Annotated in this window: 17 protein-coding genes, 1 tRNA gene and 2 pseudogenes; 3 read left to right on the top strand and 17 right to left on the bottom strand. The window is 42.1% G+C overall.

The genetic code is table 11. From position 1 onward, the window contains the following. Nucleotide 1: 1 nt before the first annotated feature. From F972_RS06385 to F972_RS06345, 10 genes and pseudogenes are all read right to left on the bottom strand, one after another. Nucleotides 2-985, bottom strand: coding sequence for a fatty acid desaturase family protein (locus tag F972_RS06385; RefSeq protein ID WP_004769306.1), 984 nt, complete (start codon nucleotides 983-985; stop codon nucleotides 2-4). Between the two features lie 121 nt (nucleotides 986-1,106). Then, entirely contained in the window at nucleotides 1,107-1,904 is a 798-nt protein-coding gene (locus tag F972_RS06380) for a PaaX family transcriptional regulator C-terminal domain-containing protein (RefSeq protein ID WP_004677484.1), read from the bottom strand. 110 nt (nucleotides 1,905-2,014) lie between these two features. Next, nucleotides 2,015-2,815, bottom strand: a complete 801-nt coding sequence (locus F972_RS06375; RefSeq protein WP_004758120.1) for an undecaprenyl-diphosphate phosphatase — start codon at nucleotides 2,813-2,815, stop codon at nucleotides 2,015-2,017. Nucleotides 2,816-2,981: 166 nt separating this feature from the next. Further along, the gene (locus tag F972_RS06370; protein WP_026040049.1) at nucleotides 2,982-4,871 is read right to left on the bottom strand and encodes a M48 family metalloprotease; all 1,890 of its coding nucleotides are present in this window, start codon (nucleotides 4,869-4,871) and stop codon (nucleotides 2,982-2,984) included. A 103-nt stretch (nucleotides 4,872-4,974) separates the two neighbouring features. Next, the gene (gene purF, locus F972_RS06365) at nucleotides 4,975-6,513 is read right to left on the bottom strand and encodes an amidophosphoribosyltransferase (RefSeq protein WP_004769304.1); all 1,539 of its coding nucleotides are present in this window, start codon (nucleotides 6,511-6,513) and stop codon (nucleotides 4,975-4,977) included. Nucleotides 6,514-6,553: 40 nt separating this feature from the next. Further along, nucleotides 6,554-7,147: a CvpA family protein gene (locus F972_RS06360; protein ID WP_004680820.1), complete on the bottom strand. Its 594-nt coding sequence runs from the start codon at nucleotides 7,145-7,147 to the stop codon at nucleotides 6,554-6,556. A gap of 1 nt (nucleotide 7,148) precedes the next feature. Next, on the bottom strand, nucleotides 7,149-8,156 hold the full coding sequence (locus F972_RS06355) for a quinone-dependent dihydroorotate dehydrogenase (protein ID WP_004769302.1): 1,008 nt from the start codon (nucleotides 8,154-8,156) through the stop codon (nucleotides 7,149-7,151). A gap of 186 nt (nucleotides 8,157-8,342) precedes the next feature. Further along, nucleotides 8,343-8,461 (bottom strand): annotated as a pseudogene (locus F972_RS15815) (IS4 family transposase); the annotation flags it as partial. A 174-nt stretch (nucleotides 8,462-8,635) separates the two neighbouring features. Beyond that, nucleotides 8,636-8,725 (bottom strand) — tRNA-Ser (locus tag F972_RS06350). 86 nt (nucleotides 8,726-8,811) lie between these two features. After that, entirely contained in the window at nucleotides 8,812-10,842 is a 2,031-nt protein-coding gene (locus tag F972_RS06345) for an FAD-dependent oxidoreductase (RefSeq protein WP_004758124.1), read from the bottom strand. 293 nt (nucleotides 10,843-11,135) lie between these two features. Between F972_RS06345 and argG the strand changes: the two genes are divergently transcribed. Together argG and F972_RS06335 are read left to right on the top strand one after the other, a co-directional pair. Then, the gene (gene argG / locus F972_RS06340) at nucleotides 11,136-12,479 is read left to right on the top strand and encodes an argininosuccinate synthase (RefSeq protein ID WP_004758126.1); all 1,344 of its coding nucleotides are present in this window, start codon (nucleotides 11,136-11,138) and stop codon (nucleotides 12,477-12,479) included. Nucleotides 12,480-12,673: 194 nt separating this feature from the next. Continuing rightward, complete coding sequence (locus F972_RS06335; RefSeq protein WP_004680823.1) at nucleotides 12,674-13,357, top strand: pirin family protein; 684 nt, start codon at nucleotides 12,674-12,676, stop codon at nucleotides 13,355-13,357. On the opposite strand, the gene F972_RS15810 is transcribed toward F972_RS06335, so the two are convergent. Further along, nucleotides 13,349-13,507 (bottom strand): hypothetical protein, encoded by a 159-nt coding sequence (locus F972_RS15810; RefSeq protein WP_154647836.1) that lies wholly within the window; start codon nucleotides 13,505-13,507, stop codon nucleotides 13,349-13,351. The genes F972_RS06335 and F972_RS15810 overlap by 9 nt on opposite strands. 209 nt (nucleotides 13,508-13,716) lie before the next feature. On the opposite strand from F972_RS15810, the pseudogene F972_RS15210 reads away from it, so the two are divergent. Continuing rightward, a pseudogene (locus F972_RS15210) lies at nucleotides 13,717-14,069 on the top strand (IS30 family transposase); the annotation flags it as partial. 48 nt (nucleotides 14,070-14,117) lie between these two features. Here F972_RS15210 and lpxA read toward each other — a convergent pair. From lpxA to rseP, 6 genes are read right to left on the bottom strand one after another with little or no spacing between them, the layout of a single operon-like run. Then, complete coding sequence (gene lpxA / locus F972_RS06325) at nucleotides 14,118-14,906, bottom strand: acyl-ACP--UDP-N-acetylglucosamine O-acyltransferase (protein ID WP_004769301.1); 789 nt, start codon at nucleotides 14,904-14,906, stop codon at nucleotides 14,118-14,120. Continuing rightward, a complete protein-coding gene (gene fabZ, locus F972_RS06320) occupies nucleotides 14,903-15,388 on the bottom strand; it encodes a 3-hydroxyacyl-ACP dehydratase FabZ (protein ID WP_010589348.1) in 486 nt (161 codons plus the stop codon). Before fabZ ends, lpxA begins: the two co-directional genes overlap by 4 nt. A gap of 6 nt (nucleotides 15,389-15,394) precedes the next feature. Next, a complete protein-coding gene (gene lpxD, locus F972_RS06315; RefSeq protein ID WP_004680827.1) occupies nucleotides 15,395-16,465 on the bottom strand; it encodes a UDP-3-O-(3-hydroxymyristoyl)glucosamine N-acyltransferase in 1,071 nt (356 codons plus the stop codon). A 3-nt stretch (nucleotides 16,466-16,468) separates the two neighbouring features. Next, nucleotides 16,469-16,957 carry an OmpH/Skp family outer membrane protein gene (locus F972_RS06310; protein WP_004680828.1) on the bottom strand — a complete coding sequence of 163 codons (489 nt, stop codon included), beginning with the start codon at nucleotides 16,955-16,957 and terminating at the stop codon, nucleotides 16,469-16,471. A 46-nt stretch (nucleotides 16,958-17,003) separates the two neighbouring features. Next, nucleotides 17,004-19,547: an outer membrane protein assembly factor BamA gene (bamA, locus tag F972_RS06305; RefSeq protein ID WP_004769300.1), complete on the bottom strand. Its 2,544-nt coding sequence runs from the start codon at nucleotides 19,545-19,547 to the stop codon at nucleotides 17,004-17,006. 34 nt (nucleotides 19,548-19,581) lie between these two features. Beyond that, complete coding sequence (gene rseP, locus F972_RS06300) at nucleotides 19,582-20,937, bottom strand: RIP metalloprotease RseP (protein WP_004769299.1); 1,356 nt, start codon at nucleotides 20,935-20,937, stop codon at nucleotides 19,582-19,584. Nucleotides 20,938-20,942 lie beyond the last annotated feature (5 nt).

Here is a 20,942-nt window from a genome sequence, read left to right as displayed (position 1 = left end):
TTTAATCTGCTTTTGCTGAAAGCTCATTCAACACTTGCCAATAAGTGGGTGGTTCAGCAACATGACCACGCTCACGTAATATCTGGTGCATTCTTGGCAACTTAAAATAAGGCACTGCCGCCATCAAATGGTGTTCTTTATGATAGTTGACATGAATCGGCGCAACTAAAGCCCTTGCGATATAACCTGCTTTAGTCGTGCGAGTATTGGTCAAGGCACTATTGCTGGTTTCCATTCCTGCATGTTCCGCCATGGAACGAACACGTAGCAACAGTGGGAACGGCGTTACATAGGCCAACACCCAAAGCGCATAGAGTTTGGGATGTCCTGCTGCCCAAAGTGCCGAAAATAAAGCGGTATTGGTGGCAATGGCCCCACCGCTATTTTTTATAAATGCCTTTGGATAATCAGACCAGTGCCGTCCTGTTTGATCGATCCAACGACGGTCATTGGAAACCGTCCATTCCATTTTCTCAACATCCATTAACACACGCCCAAGCGCAAATTTAAAACCAGTCACCCCCAATAAATCACGCATGAATTTACGCATTACTGATTTTTTAGAGGTCGGAAAACCTGTAACAAGTGATAAATCCGGATCATCTACCGTTGATGTTTTACTGTGATGGCGGAGATGATGCTTACGGTATTTATGCAGGTCATTCCAGACTGGACGGGCACATAACCAGTCGGTTAAGGTATCGTTGAGCCATTTGGTTTTAAACAGACTTTGATGTGAAGCATCATGCGTAAGGATAGCCAGCGCCAATTGACGGCCAGCCAGAATAACCAAGGCTACAATACATATGAGCAACCTGCCCCAGTTTGGCAAATATTCCCAAAAGCCAGCAACAGTGGCAAAGGTTCCACCAATCACCACCCAGGTTGATAAAACAGCCCAGCTACCATGCAGATCCGATTTGGCAGTCAATTCCGTGATTTCTTCCCGTGTGAACAAATCACTAATAGCCGTACGTGTGTTCATATCCTATCCTGCAATTTTTATATTTTTATAAAACCACATAACTATTCACTTTATTCTAAATTAAGTAATATTTCTGTCAATAAATTAAAATTAAATTTTTAGTAATATTTGTAATTGGTATTTACACGACACTCAGTTCATAAAACTTGCGCCACAGTTCCAAACCTGTCTGATCCAGTTGTTGCACACTCAGGGCGAATTGTTCCCTAAGCTGCACATCAACAAAATCCTCAGGTAATAAAGGATCGTTCATGAGCAGAGAAATTGTCTGGCGACCTAATAATAACGATTCCCGCGCAGCATCCTCCAATGAGATTCGGTCAACCGTAGCCAACCATTTCTGAATCATTTGGCTATATTTCTCATAGTTCTGGTTGAGTGTTTGTGTTGACCACAAGCTGGGAATGATTGCCAAAGTCGTTTCATCAAAATGACTAATCTGGCAAATCTTGGCGGTCATTTCCAAACCTGAAGCTTTCAACTCGGAAAAAAGATGATCAAATGTAATCGCCAAATTGTCGGGACGAATATAAATCCCCTGTTCCAACTCCTTAAAGCCAAATCGTTTTAATGCCCGTTCACGACGGTTCAGCGCAGTACGGTCAACTCGGCCCAGCTCACCTGTAAAAACTGCAAGATATTGATGCGTCCATTTCTTGGTCTGCTTAATCCCGTTCTTACGGTTCAGCATCACATTGGCCCATTCATGCGACTGGACCGTGAACTGATAGATACCGCGCTCAATCGCCTCGATCACGCCATCACCAGATAGACGGGTTACGGCAACACGAATACTGTTTTCACTAATCTCAAAAAGCTTGGCAGCAATAATAATTTGTTTAATTGAGATCTCTCGACCTTGTAACCCTAAAAGTAGATCAATAATCAAGTCTCGGGCGTTCATTTTAGCTATTGTCATCTTATGCTAGAACCAGTTTTAAGATATGAAATATTGGAAAAATAAAGAATGGAAATTTTACCCGAATCCGCCTCTTTTAACATCTCTGTAAAAGAGACGGGTTTTCAATTTTAAAGGAAAATGAATAATAAAATCACGCCAAGCACGATACGGTACCAAGCAAATACACGTAAGGTATGACGCTCAACAAATTTCACCAAGGCACTCACCACCAGTAATGCAGCAATAAAGGCAGCAACAAATCCCACCGCAATATTCAGCATATTGTCCTGTGTCAGTACATCGGCATTACGAATAAGGTCAAAGGTTGCCGCACCCAGCATGGTTGGCATGGCCAGAAAGAAAGAAAACTCCGTCGCAGCTTTACGTGATAGGCCTGAAAACATTCCTCCCACAATAGTGGCACCTGAACGTGATGTTCCTGGAATCATCGCCACACACTGCGCGCACCCCACAAGAAAAGCCTGTTTATAGGTGATCATGGTTGCCTCTGTGGTCTTATGCTCAAACTTGATTGATTCCACCCAGAAAATGATGAGGCCACCGACAATCAAGGCAACTGCCACCACAAGTGGACTAAATAGGACGCTTTTAATAAAATCGACCGCAAAAATACCAATCACGACAGCAGGAAAAAATGCAATCAGAACACTAAAAGCAAAGTGTCGTGCTTCTGAATCACCACTAAAAAAACCTTTTAGTAGATCAATAATTTTTTGGCGGTATAACCAGCAGACTGCCAGAATTGCCCCAAGTTGGATCACGACTTCAAAGACACGGCCATCGTCTGAATGGAAGTCAATCATATGACCAAATAAAATCAGGTGCCCTGTACTTGAAATGGGCAAGAACTCTGTCAGCCCCTCAATAAACCCTAAAAACAACGCCTTTAAAATTTCAATGTGTTCCATAACTTACTCGAAAGCCCCCATCTAAAATTCAATAAAAAAATTAACGGCAAGCTTACCATGAAATAGGTATTTTTTATGTTATTGTCACGTAACGTTTTTAAAAATATGGGGGCTTTTGAAATTCTAACCTAACATGCTGTTAGATATAAAAATTTGGGAAGTTATCTTAAATAATCATCAAGCTATTTTTCTTCTGCATTTGCTCAACCACCTCACGGGTATCAAAGCCCAAACGCCAATACAGTAGCTCTAAAACATCCAGTTCATCTTGAGTAATGATTCGGTCACTCCATAGGCAGCGTTCTGCAATTGCTAAAATATTGAGGCGATCACGCAATAACAAACCTGAAACATCATTCAGGATTTCAGCCAGATCCAGTGGTTCATCCGAAATATCAGCATAGGTTTGCAACTCTTCCTGCGTAAGAAGCTCCTGCAAAATCCGTTCACGGACCTCAAGCTGATTTGGACTGTTAATTTGCTGTACATGCAGCAATGCATCAATCAAATGCACAATTTGCGATTTCAGATCCTCAAACGCTGTGGGCAAATGTGCTGGCATCAGGTTCAACTCATATTTTACCCGCTCCAGCAATAGTGCATCCAGTAAGCCAACCTCACCATCCGCCTGAATAATACAGGCCAGTTTGGTGAGAAACTGACGTGCAATACTGGTGGGCATATGACCAATGTTCTTGCAGGCATCATGGAAAATCTGCACATGAATCCGCCCATCCAGATTTAACAATACATCCACAATCGCATGACTCACCGCCGCATCCTGTGGAATAAACTCACGGTACTGGCGGATCATCAAAATCGCCACCATCACCTCTCTTGAACCCGTCGCGGTCTGCATGGCACGCTGAATCAGTTCTGGGCGTTTTTTATTTTTCCGCATCTCGGGGTTGAGTGGCTTGATCGCATCATTCAAGGCAAAGCTAATCGGTGATAAGCGTAGCAAAGGCAAAGGTTGTGGGGAACTCCATGCCATAGTGATATCAGTAGCTTCCTCTTCTAAAGAACGAAATAGGCTAAATAAAGGTCGATTGCGTATTTTTCTTAAATTTTCTAATTGCAAATCCTGTAATAAACTTGGATTTAACTCATAAATTCGATCTTTAATACCTGGATGAATATTCAGCCAGCTTTGCGGACTCAGTGAGTTGGCAAAGCACATATGCGAAATTGACTCAGAGTATGCGCTGTGAATTTGGGAACCTGAATGATGCACATAAATTCGTAGCAAGGTTTGAATATTGGCGTTGTTATTCATCAAACGCATGGTTTTCAGGTCATTGCGAAAGGTTCGGCCACTTAAGGTGAGATACTTGATTAAGCGGGTGATCAGGATACCCAAGCTTCCAATCAGCCAAATTACCCCGCCAATCGCCACAAAAATGGTCTCAAATTTATTACGGTATGAGGTTGCATAGGGATTGTAACCTGCCTGTGCGAGCTTGCTTCCCCATTGGCTAAATGTGGTCAAACCACTATATAGAATTTTAAGTTTGGTATTCTCAACTGCTTCACCTGATAGAATCTGGTTAAACTCATAACTCAACAAACCATAAAGCTCAAGTTCATCCAAATTCTGCAATGCCCCCCAGGTCAAGATAATCACGATATCCTGCGACCTGAAACCAGCGGTTAATGCATTTACCCCCACCTCATCAGGCAATACATACACTGCGGGGGTATCAATCGCAAAGCTGCGTGCAACCTGTTCCACCACTTTTAAAGCAGTACTTTCTTCAGGCGTACTTTCATCAAACACCAGGCGGCGTGCTTTTAGTTGTTTTGCCAGGGAATGTCCGCCCTCACGCAGTACATACAGTTCAGTACTGACAGACCAAATCAGGATAAAGAATAATAGGCAGATAAAATAAGGACTTAAAACATGCCACCAAACTGGCTGGGTATAGTCAAAGAAATGTACCACCAAACCCAAAATTAAATTGAGAATAAAGAGAGTCAATGCCATGGCAAGCAGACAAAAGCTGACTGACCATGCAATATTCTTATTTTCAATTAAATAATGGCTCATTTCTTTCAATGTAAATTTTCCTTATTACATTGTTTCTGTCAGAGGCTCCAGCGCCTCCAGTATCATAAAATAAAAAAGCGGGAAATTCCCGCTTTTCTAGAGATTAAAATGCTTACTCTTCCTTAATCCCTGTTAAGTCCACTGAAGCGGCATCAATATTTACATCAATGTAGCCATCGGCTTTCTTTTTTGCTGTGTCATTACGTTTTTGCTCAAGTTCAGCAAGGTATTCCTTGTCAATACCACCCGCCACATAAACACCATCAAAAACAGAGCAGTCAAACTCTCTTAAATCAGGCACCTTGCTGGTACGAACTGCATTTTTCAAATCTTCCAGGTCCTGAAATATCAAACGGTCTGCACCAATAATTTCGCGGATTTCCTCAACGGTACGCTCAGACGCAATCAGTTCAGACTTTGCTGGCATATCAATGCCATAGACATTGGGATATTTCACCATCGGTGCGGCGGAGGCAAAAAATACTTTTTTTGCCCCTGAATCACGCGCCATCTGAATGATTTCATTACAGGTTGTACCGCGTACAATCGAATCATCCACCAATAGAACGTTTTTGTCCTTGAACTCAAGTTCCACAGGATTCAGTTTCTGACGAACCGATTTTTTACGCTGCTGTTGACCAGGCATAATAAAGGTACGTCCGATATAACGGTTTTTCATAAACCCTTCACGGAACTTCACACCCAGAATATTCGCCAACTCCAAGGCAGAGGTACGGCTGGTATCAGGAATTGGAATCACCACATCAATATCATGTTGCTCACCCCATTCTTGCAGAATTTTATGGGCAAGTTTCTCCCCCATTTTCAAACGCGCTTTATATACCGAGATTCCATCAATCGTGGCATCTGGACGGGCAAAATAAACATATTCAAAAATACAAGGACGATATTCAGGGTCAACTGCGCATTGTTTTGAAAATAACTGGCCTTTGCTGTCAATGAAAATCGCTTCACCTGGCGCAATATCACGCTCAATCTTAAAGCCAAGCGCGGTAATCGCAACTGATTCAGAGGCAATAATATATTCAGTGCCCTGTTCCGTTTCGCGTGAACCATAAATCAATGGGCGAATTCCATTTGGATCGCGGAAACCCACCAGACCATGACCTGTAATCATTGCCACAACCCCATAAGCACCCTTACAGCGTTCATGTACACGGGAAACAGTATGGAAAATATCTGCTGGTGTCGGGTTTAATGTGCCAATTTTCTGTAATTCATGTGCAAACACATTCAACAGAACTTCCGAATCGGAGTCGGTATTCATGTGACGCAAATCTGTCTTAAACAGATCTTCATGAATTTCTTCGGCGTTGGTCAGGTTACCATTGTGTGCAAGGGTAATACCGTACGGAGAGTTCACATAAAATGGCTGTGCCTCCGCACTGCTGGATGAACCCGCGGTTGGGTAACGAACATGCCCAATCCCGTAGTTACCCAGCAATGCACGCATATGGCGGGTATGGAACACATCACGCACCATGCCATTATCCTTGCGGAGAAATAAACGCCCTTGATGACAAGTGACGATTCCCGCTGCATCCTGTCCCCGATGTTGCAACATCGTCAAAGCATCAAATAACATTTGGTTCACTGGCGATTTACCGGCTATCCCAACAACTCCACACATAGCAACCTCGCGACAAGCTAGGAACGGGGTTTAACCCCAATTAATAAAAAGGATTTTTAGTCGAATGATCAGAACGCTGATCAACCGCAGCACGTTCTGACTCGTCCATTTCGGTTGAAGGGCGCTGTAACAAGGCACCTTCAGATGTCATTTGATGTAAAGCTTGATTTGCAGCATCTTTAGAGATTTCTGTTGCTAAAGGTGCATAGGGTAATAGGATTTGTACAAATTTGGACTGTTTCCAGTGTGGTGAGCTTTCCACCCACGGACCAACGCCCTGCATGGTGACCAAAACAATCAGCAGGCCTTTTAGGGAACCAAATGCCCCACCTGCTAAACGATTTAATGGGCCCAGTTTCAAGCTTTTCAAGAGGCCATTCAGCAATGCAGAAACAATCCAGATACACACCACAATGATCAGTACGATAAAAGCGAAAGCTGCAATTTTTTGCACGACAGGGTCTTGGCTTAGGCTGCTCATTGCAGGCGCCAATATAACGGCGTATTTGGCCCCCACGATCAATGCGAATATCCATCCGACCAAGTTCGCAAAGGCTTTGATAAATCCTTGACGCAAACCGTTCAGCCCTCCAATGAGCAAGATGATCAGAATAATGATATCAAGCGTGTTCATTTCACCCTGTCATCGCATTAACACAGTCTTTAACCAATGTTGGGCCAGCATAAATCAGCCCACTATAAACCTGAACAAGGCTCGCGCCTGCCTGTTGCTTTGCCACAGCCTGCTCACCCGATAAAATACCACCCACCCCAATCAGTGGAATCTGGCCATCCAGCACTTCGGCAAACTGGCTTAAACATTCGGTACTTTTCTCAAATACTGGCGCACCCGACAAACCGCCCGCCTCATTGCCATTCGGCAGGTTTTCCACACCATCACGACCAAGTGTGGTGTTGGTGACAATCAGGCCATCAATCTTGAACTTCAGTAATTGCACTGCAATAAAATTAATGTCTTCAGGTGTTAAATCTGGCGCAACCTTAAGTACCAAAGGAACATAATGCTGATATTGTTGCGCAAGTTCCAGTTGGCGACCTTTCAAGGTTTGTAGCAACTCTGTAAGTGCATCGCCACTTTGTAAACTGCGCAAATTTTTGGTGTTTGGAGATGAAATATTGACCGTGATATAGGATGCGTAATTATAAACTTTTTCTAAACAAATCAAATAATCTGAAACAGCATCTTCAACAGGCGTATCGGCATTTTTACCAATGTTGATGCCTAGCACACCCTTGAATTTTGAGGCTTTTACATTTTCAATCAGTTTATCCACCCCGTCATTATTAAAACCCATACGGTTAATAATTGCCTTTGCTTCAGGAATGCGGAATAAACGCGGTTGAGGGTTGCCTGCCTGTGGACGTGGGGTAATGGTACCAATCTCAATAAAGCCAAAACCCAAGGCAGCCAATGCATCAATGTGGTCACCATTTTTATCTAGACCAGCGGCAAGACCAACGGGGTTTGGAAATTCAATGCCCATACATTTTAAGGGTTTAGCAGCAACTTTCTGGTGCATAAAGCCAAGTTTATGCGCTTTATCAAGCATGGAGAGTGTGAGTTCATGTGCACGCTCTGGTGCCAAAGTAAACAACAAAGGGCGGGCCAATGAATATAACATACCAATCACAGTCTACTGATTTTTCAAGTAAGCGTATTATAGGCATAGGCTCCACAAAACGCCATGCTTGGCAGAGAGTTATTTTATAATGCCTTATTTTTAATGCTTTATGTTTAGACAGTTTTAGGACTTAGGCATTGACGGATTCAAAAAAGTATTAAAATACTTCTCTGTACACGACAAATTTCACAGAACCCTTATCCTATCAGGCTTCTGCTTTCTTAAAATTGCCAGAATTTCCTTAAACTCTGCTTTTTCCCAAAACCAATTAAACGCTGAATCGCCATTTGAACATAGTATAGAGCCTTTCTTATTTTGAAGTACGATAAACAACTCGTAACTTTTAACAGCTATCCAAAGGCTACCAATTTCATCCAGTTACAATTGATTTAATCAGAATTTTAATGTGGGTTACAATGTGGGACAAAAGCACAGACAAAAAATAAGCCCTTGTAAAAACAAGGGCTTATTTAAATATTTGGCGGAAGCGGTGAGATTCGAACTCACGGAGGACTCACACCCTCGTCGGTTTTCAAGACCGGTGCATTAAACCGCTCTGCCACGCTTCCATGTGCCTAAGAATACAAAGCTTGTTTCCTTTATTCAAGAAAAATTTAACTGCAATGTATTCAAATGCATATTGTTTCATCAATTGTTAAAGTTTAGCCGCCAGTTCAGCACCTTCACGAATCGCACGCTTGGCATCCAGCTCACCTGCTAACTTAGCACCACCAATCACATGATATTTTGCCAGTGTGGTTTCATTTTCACGTGGTACTAAATCTTTTACAGACTCCTGGCCTGCACATACGACAATGGTATCCACACGCAATAACTGGTCATGGCCATTGTGCTCAACCCATAGGCCTTCGTCAGTTACAGCCTTATACTGTACGCCACGCAACATACGCACACCATGCTTTTTCAATTGTGCGCGATGCACCCAGCCCGAGGTTTTACCCAAACCAATACCCAACGGCGTTGTTTTACGTTGCAATAAATAAATCTGACGTACCGGCATTTCAACTTCTGGACGTTGCGTACCACCTTTAGAAGTATAGTTAGGGTTTGGATCAACGCCCCATTCGCGTTGCCATTCTGCCAATGGTTGTGGCTGTGGTTGATGTGGTGGTTTTAGCAAAAACTCTGACACATCAAAGCCAATACCACCCGCCCCAATCACAGCAACCTTATATCCAACCTTAGCGCCTTTTAGCACTTCTGCATAAGACAAGACTTGTGGTGCATCACTACCCTGAATTTTTAGGGTACGTGGCACCACACCTGTTGCAATCACAACTTCATCAAAACCCTCACGTTCCAACTGTTCACGATTGACCTTGGTATTTAAGCGAACATCCACACCTGTCTGCTTTAATTGGACTTTAAAATAACGGATAGTTTCATGGAACTCTTCTTTTCCAGGAACAACTTTCGCTAAATTAAACTGACCACCCACATCATTATTTGCTTCGAATAATGTCACAGCATGCCCACGACTTGCCGCCACTGTTGCAGCCGACATCCCTGCAACGCCGCCACCCACAACCGCAACACGTTTTGGTTTCTTGGTTTTGATATAAACCAATTCTGTTTCAAAACATGCCTGCGGGTTAACCAAACAGCTAACACGCTCATTTTTAAAGGCATGGTCCAAACACGCCTGATTACATGCGATACAGGTATTAATTTCATCAACACGGTTGGTTGCAGTTTTATTAACCCAGTATGGATCAGCAAGGAATGGTCGTGCCATTTGCACCATATCGGCCTGTCCTGAAGCAACAATCTCTTCAGCAACATCTGGCATATTGATACGGTTTGATGCAATCACTGGTACTGAAACATGCTGTTTAACCTCAGCGGTATAATCCACGAATGCAGCTCGTGGGACTGATGTTACAATGGTCGGAATACGCGCCTCATGCCAGCCAATTCCTGTATTTAGAAGTGTGATTCCCGCTTTTTCCAATGCTTTAGCAATAATGATCACTTCCTGCATAGTGTTGCCATCATGCACTAAATCAAGCATGGACAGGCGGAAACAAATAATGAATTTTTCACCGACTTTGGCACGAATCGCCTTGACGATTTCCACGGGAAAACGCATACGGTTTTCAATATCACCACCCCAACGGTCTGTGCGCTTATTGACATGGTTGCTCAGAAACTGATTGATCAAATAACCCTCAGAGCCCATGATTTCCACGCCATCATAGCCTGCCTTTTTTGCCAGGCTTGCACAACGGGCATAATCTTCTATGGTGGCCAAAATCTGGCTATCCGACATTTGACGTGGTTTAAAAGGATTAATTGGTGCCTGAATTGGCGAAGAAGAAACCGAAAATGGATGATAACCATAACGACCTGAATGCAGGATTTGCATCAGGATTTTTGCTCCATGCTTATGCACAGCATGTGTGACCAGACGGTGATGAGGAATATCTGCCAGAGTGTTCATGGTACCGCCCGCAGGTAATAACCAGCCTTGACGGTTGGGTGAAATCCCACCCGTGATGATTAAGCCGACGCCACCTTTGGCACGCTCACCAAAATAAGCAGCAAGTTTAGGATAATTAAAAAAACGATCCTCCAAGCCTGAATGCATCGACCCCATGACCACACGGTTTTTAATGGTCGTAAATCCGAGATGTAATGGCTTTAAAATATTTGCATAGCTAGTCATGATATTCCTTCTATATTTTTGGCTTTGCAACTTGTTGCATAATACTCTAACTGAATTTTTATGCGTGTTTATGACTTTTTTTTGAGAAAGTGCTGACACTAAAGTCAAAACACTTGTAACAATCATGTTTTCCATCTTAAAAACTAAAAAACTGAACCCATTAGAGCATAAATTTTCTGGATAGTTTTTCTTTGAAGAAAACAAGCTTAATGAAAAGTGTTACAATGCTACCGATTTTTGATTCTCCAAGACTACCTGTTCGGGGTCTTTACTCATAAAAGTTAGGACAAGCAATGACTGATAATGCAACTATCTTGCAGCACGTACCTGTAGGCAAAAAAGTTGGGATTGCCTTTTCTGGTGGTCTCGATACTTCAGCAGCTTTATTGTGGATGAAGCAGAAAGGTGCACAACCTTATGCCTATACAGCGAATCTGGGTCAACCTGATGAGGATGACTATGATGCAATTCCAAAGAAAGCTGAACAATACGGCGCAGTCAAAGCTCGATTAATCGATTGTCGTTTACAACTTGCCCTTGAAGGTATTGCTGCAATTCAGTGTGGCGCTTTCCACATTAGCACTGGTGGCGTTCCTTATTTCAACACCACACCACTAGGCCGTGCAGTAACAGGTACAATGCTTGTAACAGCGATGAAAGAAGATGACGTCAACATTTGGGGCGACGGTTCAACTTATAAAGGCAACGATATTGAACGTTTCTATCGTTACGGTTTATTGACCAATCCTGCGCTTAAAATCTATAAACCTTGGTTAGACCAAACCTTTATTGATGAGTTAGGCGGCCGTGCCGAAATGTCGCAGTTCCTGATCGACAATGGTTTTGACTACAAAATGTCAAAGGAAAAAGCCTACTCGACTGACTCAAATATGTTGGGCGCAACGCATGAAGCAAAAGATTTAGAATACCTCAATGCTGGTATTAAAATCGTAGACCCAATTATGGGCGTTGCGTTCTGGAAAGACGACGTTGAAATCCAACCAGAAGAAGTAAGCATTACTTTTGAACAAGGTATGCCAGTTGCATTGAATGGCCAACGTATTGAAGATCCAGTTGAATTCATTCTAGAAGCAAACCGTATTGGTGGTCGTCATGGTCTTGGTATGTCTGACCAAATTGAAAACCGTATCATCGAAGCGAAATCTCGTGGTATCTATGAAGCACCAGGTATGGCTTTATTACATATCGCTTACGAGCGCTTAGTGACTGGTATTCATAACGAAGATACGATTGAACAATACCGTATTAATGGTTTACGTTTAGGTCGTTTACTCTATCAAGGTCGCTGGTTCGATTCTCAGGCGCTTATGCTGCGTGAAACAGCACAACGCTGGGTGGCCAAAGCCATTACAGGTACTGTCACTCTAGAACTACGCCGTGGTAATGACTACACCATCATGAACACTGAATCTCCAAACCTCACCTATGAGGCTGAGCGTTTAACCATGGAGAAAGGTGATTCTATGTTTACGCCAATGGATCGTATTGGTCAGCTCACCATGCGTAACCTCGACATTACTGATACACGTGCAAAACTCGGTATCTATACTGAAACAGGTTTACTTGCTGTTGGTCAAGGCTCTGCAATTCCTCAATTGGAAAACAAATCAAAATAAGCGTTTGATAAATAAATTTATCTCACCTAAAAAGGCTGAATAAAATATTCAGCCTTTTTTATTTCATCCAAAAACATACACACGATTAAATCATTGCATTTATAGAACAATATGTCGCAATAAAAGACTATTTATCACCATTATGAATCGATAATATAACAATCAAGCAAAATATAATAACTGGGAGATGAAAGATGAATGCTTATCTACATCGTAGTGAAAACCGTGGTCATGTCAAAGCAGGCTGGTTAGATACCTACCACAGCTTTTCATTTGGTAGCTGGTACAACCCGAAATATATGGGTGTCAGTGCACTCCGCGTGATCAATGATGATACGATTGCCGCCCATAACGGTTTCGGTACCCACCCCCATGACAATATGGAGATCCTGACCTGTGTGCTTGATGGCACCATTTCCCATAAGGACAGCATGGGCAATGAGGGACAAATCAATGCAGGTGAATGGCAGTTGATGAGTGCGGGTACAGGTATCACCCATAGTGAAATGAACAAGCATGACAAGGCGGTGCATCTATTACAGATCTGGATTCAACCCAATGTACAGGATGCTGAACCGACTTATCAGCAAATTCAGCTGAATCCGAAAGATCACCCAAACCAATGGCATTTGATCGCAGGTGATGAGTCTGCACCAATGCTGATCCGTCAAAATGCTGAGGTGAAAACGGCGGTGATTGAGAAAGATCAACACTTGGAGATTACTGCAAAGAAAAAAGTGAACTATGTTCATGTCATTTCTGGTGAAGTGATGATTGCTGATCACTTGGTTAAAGCGGGTGATGCATTAGTATTCGATGAAACTGCAACTATTACTGCATCGCAGGATAGCCAAATGATTTGGTTTGACTTACCTTAAACTCGGTTTATCTTGTACCCCTTGCCCCTCAAGGGGTACAAGCTTTTTAATCATTGCTGCTACTATCACAACCACTAGAATCTGAACTGGAATCATCATTTGAATGACAATGATCTGAATATCCTGAATCGTCATTTCTGGATGATTCACATGGGGAAGGGCAGACTAAAACTTGAAGTGCGACATAAACCACCTAATTAATTTAAAGGGTTTATAGAGTATATAAAATTGTCATACCATCATCAAAAGTTCGATAGCAACCCTTATAGTAAAAATAATTTATTATCCATACAGGATTCGAAAAAAAATCGAAATAATTCATAGACTGAGTTGTATTAGTTTTATAATGATTTGACTATATTGAACGAAATACACGGCTCTGTATCTTGGCAACATTACCTGATGCAAAGGCAGAATCAGTGCGCAAGGCTTAACTGAAGCTCTGAAATATTTACCTGCAGAACTGCGTAAAACGTTGACCTATGACCGTGGAGGTGAGATGGCAGAACATAAAACACTCGAAGAAGATTTAGGCATAGATGTATATTTCTGTGACCCACATTCACCCTGGCAAAAAGGCACATGCGAAAATATGAATGGTTTAATTAGGCAATATTTACCTAAAGGGATTGATTTAAACCAGGCGTTTAAACGCACCTTTGAACTGTCTCCCAAAAAATACCGACAACAGTTTGTTGAGGAAGAAAATTAAGCCAATAAAAAAAGACACCGAAGTGTCTTTTTTATATTGAAATTAAACCTAACGCACAATCCCACGTGTTGATTTCTCTAAAGAATCAATCAACAGTTGGGCTTCTGGCACATTATCTAAAATTTCATTACGAATCTGTGCAATGGCCTGTTCAGTGGTCAAACCTGATTTATAAATCAATTTATAGGCTGTTCTTAAACCCTGAATCGTATCCCGTGACCAGCCCTTACGTCGCATTCCTTCAATGTTCAAACCATGTGCATGTGCTGGATTACCAGAAGCCAGTACATAAGCTGGCACATCTTTAAGAATGAGTGCAGCCCCGCCAATCATGCTATATGAATCAATACGGCAGAATTGATGAACGCCTGCATTCCCACCAACAATGACATGGTTACCGACATTCACATGCCCTGCAATACCAACATTATTGGCAAAAATGTTATGGTCCCCAATCATACAATCATGGGCGATGTGGGTATTCACCATCAACAGGTTATGACTACCAATTTTGGTCAAGCTCTGATCCTGTACCGTACCCCGATGCAAGGTACAATGTTCACGAATGGAGTTGTGATCGCCAATTTCCAGCCAGGTTTCTTCACCCTTGTATTTTAAATCCTGACAAATTTCCCCAATGCTAGAAAACTGGAAAATATCGTTGTTTTTACCAATTCGTGTAAAACCACCAATGGCCACATGCGAATGTAACTTTGTACCAGTATCAATACTGACATTTGGCCCAACCACACAATATGGGCCAATCTGTACGTCAGAGGCAATTTTTGCAGACGGGTCAATTATTGCTGTAGGATGTATTAAATTTTGACTAGTCATGTCTGCTCAATTTTTTGGTGGGAAATCATGATCTCGGCTGTTGCAGCAACAATACCGTCAACACTGGCAGTACAATTGTACTTGTAAATACCACGTTTTTGCATCACAAGTTCAGATTTTAAGATAAGCTGGTCACCTGCAACAACCTGTTTCTTAAATCTTATTTTTTCCGCACCAGCAAAAAGAAACAAGGAACCCTCACTCGGCTTCTGATTTGTCAAAACAAAACCCAATATACCTGAAACCTGGGCAAGTGCTTCAATGATGAGTACACCTGGCATAATTGGGTAGGTTGGGAAATGTCCCTGCAAGAACTCTTCATTGATAGATACGTTTTTATAACCGACAATACTGTTCTCAGTGACTCCCGTAACTCGATCGACTAACAGGAAAGGATAACGATGCGGTAAATATTCACGAATGGTAAGAATATCCATCGGTAATTCAGGCATTGTGAATGCTGGAAATGTTGACTCGGTCATAATAAATTATTTACGTAACTTAAGGGTTGATTCAAGGGACTCTAATTGAGCTTGCATATGATCAAGCCTTTTGGTGATCTGGGTCAATGGCACATCTGCTAATTGTCTAAGGCGTACCACAGTTCTTTTCCAATGACTATTTTCAAACAGTCCAATTCCCGAAGAAAAGACTCCCGCCTCAGAAATACTTTTTGTGACCATTGACATTCCAGTAAGCGTCACATTATCCGCAATATTTAAATGCCCTGCAACTGCACTGCCACCACCGATAATACAGTTTTTGCCAATTCGGACACTTCCAGCAATTGCCGTGTTTGCAGCGATGGCTGTATGTTGACCAATTTGAACGTTATGCGCGATTTGCACAAGGTTATCAATAATGACACCATCTTCCAGAATAGTATCATCCAAGGCACCACGGTCAATGCTGCAATTTGAACCAACACGCACATCATTACCAATCTGAACCGAACCCAGTTGTGCAATGCGATGCCATTTCCCCTGATAAGGTGCAAAGCCAAACCCTTCTGAACCTATCACTGTATTGGCATGGATACGAATACGGTTCTTAAGCTTGGCAGCCCCTGTAATGGTGACATGTGCATCAATAAAACAGTCCTTGCCAATTTCAACCTGATCATCAATAAAGGTATGGGCCTGAATAATGGTATTGCTGCCCACCACACAGTTTTCACCAATCACCACATAATGACCAATATAGGCATCATCAGCAATGATGGCTGAGGGATGGATTTTAGCAGTACTTGAAATTCCCCTTTGGATAATTTTATTTTCAAATATATGGGTCAAAGTCGCAAACGCGAGATAAGGATTATCAACGACAATAAAGTTATTTTTTGAGGAAAGCTGTTGCTTGAGCGCTGCGGTGACAATGTAAGCACCTGCCTGGCTTGCTTCTGCTTGCGATAGGTACTTATCCCCATTCACAAAACAGATATGCTGATTTTGTGCCTGTTCTAAACTCGCTAAATTAAAAACCTGAAAATCTTTTTCACCGAAATACTCACCTTTGACAAGGTGAGCAATTTCTTCTAAACGATAACTACGTCTATTCATTGATTATTTCATTGCATTAACCTTTTGAATCATTTTATCAGTTAAATCATACTGAGCGTCAGAGGCAATCGTAGAATTTTTATTTAAAATAAAATCCAAGTTATTTTCTTTTCTTAATTGTTCAGCGACCTGTTTCACACGACTCTCAAAATTTGTATTCATCGTTTGCAAAGTCGTCTGTACTTTGGTCTGTAGACCTTGTTGAGTCGTATTAAACTCATTGACCTTGGCCTGATACTGGCCACTTAATTTCTGTAAATCGGCCTGATTAGCGGACTGGGCTTTTTTCTGTAAGCTTTCAATCTCTTTACCTAACTGTTCCAGTTTAGCTGAAGTCGGTTTAACTGATTGACCCAGGCTGTCATTTTGCTGTTTTAAATAGGTACTGCTTTCAACGACCTTAGCCAGGTCCACAACACCTATACCGCCCGCATTTGCAACTGCTGAAACCGTTAATCCTAAACCTAACATCAGCATTGTTAATGTTTTCATTATTGCATCCTTTATTTCTGTTGCAGTATTAAAACTAAGGTCGCACTTAGAATGTACGACCGATTTCAAATTGGATTGATTTGGTATCATCGCCTTTCTTGTCATTCAGTGGGAATGCATAACTCAACGATAATGGGCCAATCATGGTAATCCATGTAAAGCCAACACCCACACTGTAGCGCATATTGCCAAAATCTAACTTATTGTTATCTTTGCAATATTGTTTGATATCAACTTCTTTACCATCAATCGTGACATTACCTCTTGGCACATCACATTGTGTATCAAAGACTTGAGCACCTTCAGCAAAAAGAACTGGGCGAACTTGACGCGTCCAATCCCCTTTAAATGGTAAAGGAAGCGCAAGTTCTGTACCAAATTGAACTAAAGCATTACCGCCAACTTCTTCTGGATCAAGGTCATTTTGCTTAGTTTCTTGGAAGATGACGCTTGGGTATTTAGGACCTAACGAGCTATTATCGTAACCACGCACAGAACCATAACCGCCTGCATAGAAGTTTTTATAGAATGGCAGATCGTTACCATAACCTAATTTACCATAACCACGAAGTACAAATCCGCCCCAGAGCGATTTAAACGCTTGCGCATCATAAGTCATTTTTTGATAATCAACATCACTGCCTGGTAAACCAATTTCTAAACCGACACGATGAGACATACCTGAAGTTGGGAAGATTGGTCGGTTTAAGGTGTTATATGACCAGCCCAAATTTAGGTTATAGGTAAGGAAGGTGCCTTCAAATTGATTGCCATAATTATAAATTTGATCTGATGGACACGGTTCATAATCAGTAATAATCTGTTTTGACGGATCATTCGGATCTGGCCCCATAATTGGTACACGATCAACTCTACAATAATCCCCAGAACGTCCAGTCTCTTTACCACCATTCGCTAATAAATAATCACGGATATAGGTCGAAACGCTCGGACCAGTACGTACTTTAGTTTGATCAATACCTAAAGAGGCACTTAAACTTTGATTTTCATCAATCGGATAACCGAAACTTAAACTTCCACCAACACTGTCAGTGACATAGTTATTGACGTTATAGTCCTTGTTTAACTTGGTTTTACGATAATAAACGTTGTAGCCGCGGCTCACACCATCAATGGTAAAGTACGGGTCAGTCACACTGAGATTATAGTAATCCTGTGTTTCTGAACGGGACAAGTCAATCGCAACACGATTGCCTGTTCCCATAAAGTTGGTTTGACTGAGTCCAGCCTGGAATGTCACACCACCATTTTGAGAATAACCAACCGCAAGTGTGGTTGTGCCAGAGTGCTGCTCCTCAACATTGACATTCAGGTCAACCTGGTCAGTTGAGTTTGGTACACGAACAGGCTTGACATCAACCGTTTTAAAGAAGCCTGTACGTTCCAGACGCACCTTGGACAAGTCAATTTTTTCATTGCTTGCCAACGCGCCTTCCATTTGACGCATTTCACGACGCAACACTTCATCGGCTGTTTTGCTATTGCCTGTAAAGTTAATACGACGAACTGTCACTTGCTGACCTGGGTTGATATAGTAATTGAGGTTGACAATACCTGTCTGATTGTTAATCTCAGGTACGATGTTTACCTCAGCATAGTAATAGCCTGCATTCCCATATTTACGGAGCAATAGTTGCTTAACCGCGTTTACTTTTTCTTGTGAATAGGTCTCACCATCTTTATACAGCTTAAGCATCTGCAATTCTTCTGGCTTATATAATGCATCGCCGAGGAACTTGGTTTCGCCGAACTTGAACTGGCTACCCTCATCAACTGAAACCTCAATGAAAATATGCTTTTTATCTTCACTGATATTGAGTTGAGAGTTAATGATGTTAAAATTGATATAACCCTTGTTCAAATACAGCGCACGCAAGGCTTCCAGGCTTGCCGCCATTTTCTCACGCGCATAGCGGTCATTACGAGTCACAACAGAGGCCCAGCCACTTTCCTTAACGGCAAATACCTGCTTGATATCACTGTCACTAAAAACAGTGTTACCAATAATATTAATGTCAAAAACTTTTGCAGCCGTACCTTCATTAAAGTTTAGCTTCAACTCAACGCGGTTGTTTGGACGAGCAACCGTTTCCACCGTCACATCGGCATCATAACGTCCTTGCTGGGTATATTGCTGTTCCAGCTCTGTTTCGATGGTTTGCAGGGCTGACTTTTTAAAGACCTCGCCCTCAGCAATACCCATCTTCTTTAAGCCCTGCTCCAAAGCTTCTTTTGGAATGAGTTTATTGCCCTTGAATTCAAGCTTGGAAATGACTGGACGTTCAACAACCTTAAAAACTAGAACGTCTTTTTCTTTATAAGCCTTGATATCATCAAACAAGCCTGAAGCATATAAGGTGCGGATTGCCTCAGCGATCATTGGATCACTTACTCTATCGCCACTATTTATTGGTAACATCGAATAAATACTTGCAGGTGTTAAACGCACTAGGCCATCAATTCGTATATCTCGTGCAAGAAACTCATCTGCTGCGTATGCTTGTTGTACCACTGCCATCGCACTAACCAGTGCCAAAGGCATTAATAAATGTGTGTGACGCATGCCCATATATTTTCCAGTAAGTTAAATTCCATTTGCGTTTTTATAAACGCATGAAGTCGTTAAATAAAGCCAAAAGCATCATGCTACCGAGCAGTACCATACCAACTTTTAGACCAAATATCTGTATTTGTTCAGAAACAGGTTTGCCACGAATGGCTTCAATAAAGTAATAAACCAAATGCCCACCATCCAGCATTGGAATTGGAAGCAAATTGAGAATACCCAGACTGACACTCATCAAGGCCATAAATGAGATAAAGGTTTGCCACCCCATTTCGGCGCTTTGTCCAGCCACTTTGGCAATGGTAATTGGCCCTGACAAATTATCCAGTCCAATCAAGCCACGCACCATCTTGATGATTGAGTTAAAGATCATGCCTGAAAGCTGTGTGGTTTTATCTACCGCAACACCCAACGCTTCGATCGGTGAATACTGAATGGTTTGTTTGTATTCAGCAGGAATGGTGATCTTGCCCGCGTCACTTTTCACCCCCAGCACGCCTGTGGTATTGCCCATATTGTCACGTTGACCTTGTGGCATCACCTGCAAATGCAGCAGTTTTCCCTGACGCATCACATCAATGTTCAAAAGTTTTTCAGGTGAATTCTGAACCACATCAACCACATCAAACCAGTCTTTCATGACAACATTGTCAATTGCCACGATACGATCACCGACTTTCATTCCCTGACGTGAAGCAGCACCATCTGCACTCAACTCTTTCACGGTTGCAGGAATGACTGGACGATAAGGCAAGAAGCCCAATATATCCAAAGGTGACTGGCTTTGATCCTTAAGGAAATCCTTGATTGGTAAACTAAACTGCTTTTCAGTACCTGCACGATCAACAATAATGGAAACTTGCCCTGTTTCTCCCACACGATTGACCAAGGTATAATTAAGTTTTTCCCATGTTGGCGTTGTTTGACCATCAACTGCCAGAATTTTGTCACCCACTTGCAAATCAACCTGCGCTGCGGGAGTATTGGGCATAATCTTGCCAATACGGGTATTCAACTGTTCCTGGGCTGGTAAAAATAAAATCCAGAACAATAACACGGCAAAAATAAGATTGATCAATGGACCAGCCGCAACGATGGCAATACGCTTCCACGGAGACTGACGGTTAAAGGCGTAAGGCAGGTCCTTTTCAGCAACATTGCCCTCACGCTCGTCCAGCATTTTGACATAACCACCAAGTGGCAAAGCAGAAAGCTGATATTGAATACCTGATTTTTTAGACTGCCATTTCAGCAAGGTTGGGCCAAAACCAATGGAATAAACCAAGACTTTGACACCTAATTTACGCGCCACCCAATAATGGCCAAACTCATGAATTGCAATCAGTGGACCAAGTAATAAAATCGCTGCAACAATCATAAATAGTGCATTCATACGAT

It is taken from the genome of Acinetobacter sp. CIP 102529 (assembly GCF_000368325.1).
GTDB lineage: Bacteria > Pseudomonadota > Gammaproteobacteria > Pseudomonadales > Moraxellaceae > Acinetobacter > Acinetobacter parvus.
This window is presented reverse-complemented; position numbering and strand designations above follow the sequence as displayed.

Bases quoted from the DNA above. Each gene is read 5' to 3' on its own strand.
- F972_RS06385 (WP_004769306.1), bottom strand. From the start codon at position 985: ATGAACACACGTACGGCTATTAGTGATTTGTTCACACGGGAAGAAATC.
- F972_RS06380 (WP_004677484.1), bottom strand. From the start codon at position 1,904: ATGACAATAGCTAAAATGAACGCCCGAGACTTGATTATTGATCTACTT.
- F972_RS06375 (WP_004758120.1), bottom strand. From the start codon at position 2,815: ATGGAACACATTGAAATTTTAAAGGCGTTGTTTTTAGGGTTTATTGAG.
- purF (WP_004769304.1), bottom strand. From the start codon at position 6,513: ATGTGTGGAGTTGTTGGGATAGCCGGTAAATCGCCAGTGAACCAAATG.
- F972_RS06360 (WP_004680820.1), bottom strand. From the start codon at position 7,147: ATGAACACGCTTGATATCATTATTCTGATCATCTTGCTCATTGGAGGG.
- F972_RS06355 (WP_004769302.1), bottom strand. From the start codon at position 8,156: ATGTTATATTCATTGGCCCGCCCTTTGTTGTTTACTTTGGCACCAGAG.
- F972_RS06345 (WP_004758124.1), bottom strand. From the start codon at position 10,842: ATGACTAGCTATGCAAATATTTTAAAGCCATTACATCTCGGATTTACG.
- argG (WP_004758126.1), top strand. From the start codon at position 11,136: ATGACTGATAATGCAACTATCTTGCAGCACGTACCTGTAGGCAAAAAA.
- F972_RS06335 (WP_004680823.1), top strand. From the start codon at position 12,674: ATGAATGCTTATCTACATCGTAGTGAAAACCGTGGTCATGTCAAAGCA.
- lpxA (WP_004769301.1), bottom strand. From the start codon at position 14,906: ATGACTAGTCAAAATTTAATACATCCTACAGCAATAATTGACCCGTCT.
- fabZ (WP_010589348.1), bottom strand. From the start codon at position 15,388: ATGACCGAGTCAACATTTCCAGCATTCACAATGCCTGAATTACCGATG.
- lpxD (WP_004680827.1), bottom strand. From the start codon at position 16,465: ATGAATAGACGTAGTTATCGTTTAGAAGAAATTGCTCACCTTGTCAAA.
- F972_RS06310 (WP_004680828.1), bottom strand. From the start codon at position 16,957: ATGAAAACATTAACAATGCTGATGTTAGGTTTAGGATTAACGGTTTCA.
- bamA (WP_004769300.1), bottom strand. From the start codon at position 19,547: ATGGGCATGCGTCACACACATTTATTAATGCCTTTGGCACTGGTTAGT.
- rseP (WP_004769299.1), bottom strand. From the start codon at position 20,937: ATGAATGCACTATTTATGATTGTTGCAGCGATTTTATTACTTGGTCCA.